The sequence below is a fragment of the Amycolatopsis sp. SID8362 genome, assembly GCF_010550475.1.
Lineage (GTDB): Bacteria > Actinomycetota > Actinomycetes > Mycobacteriales > Pseudonocardiaceae > Amycolatopsis > Amycolatopsis eburnea.
The window spans coordinates 1-2,067 of sequence record NZ_JAAGNB010001586.1 but is presented as its reverse complement, the minus strand read 5'-3'; the positions used below and the strand labels follow the sequence as shown (position 1 = coordinate 2,067).

The following is a 2,067-nucleotide window of genomic DNA, read 5'->3' as shown; positions in this document are numbered from 1 at the left end:
CTGCTCGTCGCGGGCGAGCAGGTGTCGGTCAGCCAGGCACTGGTGTCCTTCGGCATCGCCCGCGCCGGGCTGTCGCCGAGCGAGCTCGCCACCCTGCGCGCCGCCGAGCTGCGGCTCGGCGACCGGCTGGTCGACTTCCGGTCCGCGGCGGGCGACTCGCTGCAGCGCGACTTCGCGGCCATCGCCGAAGGCGCGCAGGCGCAGAGCCGCGCGCGGATGGTCGAGTCGGTGCTGAACGCGCCGAGCGGCGCGGTCGACGACGCCTTCCGCACGCTGTCGGTCCAGGACTGGAACGCCGCGTCCGCCGCGATGCGCGCGCAGATCGGGCAGGTCGCCGACCGGCTCGGCGCGTCGGCGTCGGCGACGTCGCAGGAACTGGTCGACGACTCCAGCAGTGGCGCCGGCCTGCTCGCCGTGCTGCTGTTCGCCGCGATGGTGCTCGCGGTCGCGGTCGTCTTCCTCATCACCCGCCAGCTGCTGCGCTCGCTGAAGGTGCTGCGGCGCAGCGCCCTCGACGTCGCCGAGACCGCGCTGCCGGAGGCGGTCCGCAACATCCAGGAGGGCCGCGCGCAGGGCACCGACGTCCGCCCGGTCCCGGTGCAGACCGACGACGAGGTCGGCGAGGTGGCGCGCGCGTTCGACAAGGTGCACCACCAGGCGCTGCGGCTGGCGACCGAGCAGGCCGCGATGCGCACCGGCTACGGCAGCGTCTTCGTCAACCTCTCGCGGCGCAGCCAGAGCCTGGTCCAGCGGCAGCTGCAGCTGATCGAGCAGCTCGAGCGGGACGAGGAGGACGCCGACCAGCTGGCGACGCTGTTCCAGCTCGACCACCTCGCCACCCGGATGCGGCGCAACAACGAGAACCTCATGGTGCTCTCGGGCGCCGAGCCGGGCCGCCGGTCGGGGAAGCCGGTCGGCACCACCGACATGCTCCGCGCCGCGGTGTCGGAGATCGAGCAGTACCAGCGGGTCCAGGTCCAGCCGCCGCCCCCGGCGCGGATCGTCGGCTACGCGGCGAGCGACCTGATGCGCCTGGTCGCCGAGCTGCTGGACAACGCCACGGCGTTCTCCGCGCCGGAGACGTCGGTGACGGTGGCGTCGCGGCTGGGCGAGGACGGCTCGCTCAACATCGACATCCTCGACAAGGGCATCGGCATGAACGAGGCCGAGGTCGCCGAGGCGAACACCCGCCTGACCGAGGCGGGATCGGTCGACCTGGCCACCTCGCGCCGGATGGGCCTGTTCGTCGTCGGCCGGCTGGCCAGCAGGCACCGCATCGGGGTGTCCCTGCACGGCGGCAAGGACATCGTCGGCGTCCGCGCCACGGTCGTCGTCCCGGCGGACCTGGTGATGCCGGTGACCGACGGCCCGCTGACCGGGCCGATCGGCGCCCTCCAGCAGCACCCGGCCAGCCCCGCGGCGGGCAACCAGCTCCCGCGCCGCCAGGTCAACGGCAACTCCCGCCCGCGCCCGGTCGTCCCGCAGCAGCCGGCGATGGGGGAGGAGCGCTGGCCGTCCGCGAGCGACCTCGCCGGCCTGTCCGAGGCCCGCCCCCCGTCCGACCTGGAGATTTCGGGGACGGCGTTGTTCGCGCCCATCCCGAAGGACGACGACGCCCCGCCGCCCCCGCGCCCGACGTTGCCCGCGGTGCTGCCGGTGCCGGTGCAGCAGCCGAAGCCGGACGAGCTGCCGGCGGGCAAGGACCTGTTCTCCGCCAACGAAACGACGCTGACCGACTGGTGGCAGCAGGCGACCGCGACGCCGCCCGCCCCGCCGGCTCCCGAGCCGGCACCGGACCGTTCCGAGACGACGCCGATCTTCGACGAGATGCTGTCGGCGTGGTTCCGCGAGGACAAGCCGGCCGCTCCCGTGCCTGCGGCTCCCGCGGCTTCGGAGGAACCGGCCGAGCCCGAGCAGGCGGAACCCGAACCGCAGGAGCGCCGCAGCTGGGACTTCGCCAGCGACGAGAACTTCCGCACGGTCCAGGCCCGTTCGCAGGCGGCCCCGACGGCGTTCACGGAGGCGGGCCTCCCGCGCCGCCGCCGAGGCGAGCAGCTGATGCCGGGC

General features: G+C 74.5%; 1 protein-coding gene. It reads left to right on the top strand.

The features are described from left to right. Positions 1-2,067: ATP-binding protein (locus tag G3I65_RS48900; RefSeq protein ID WP_160702440.1), on the top strand; the 2,067-nt coding region annotated here is incomplete at both ends.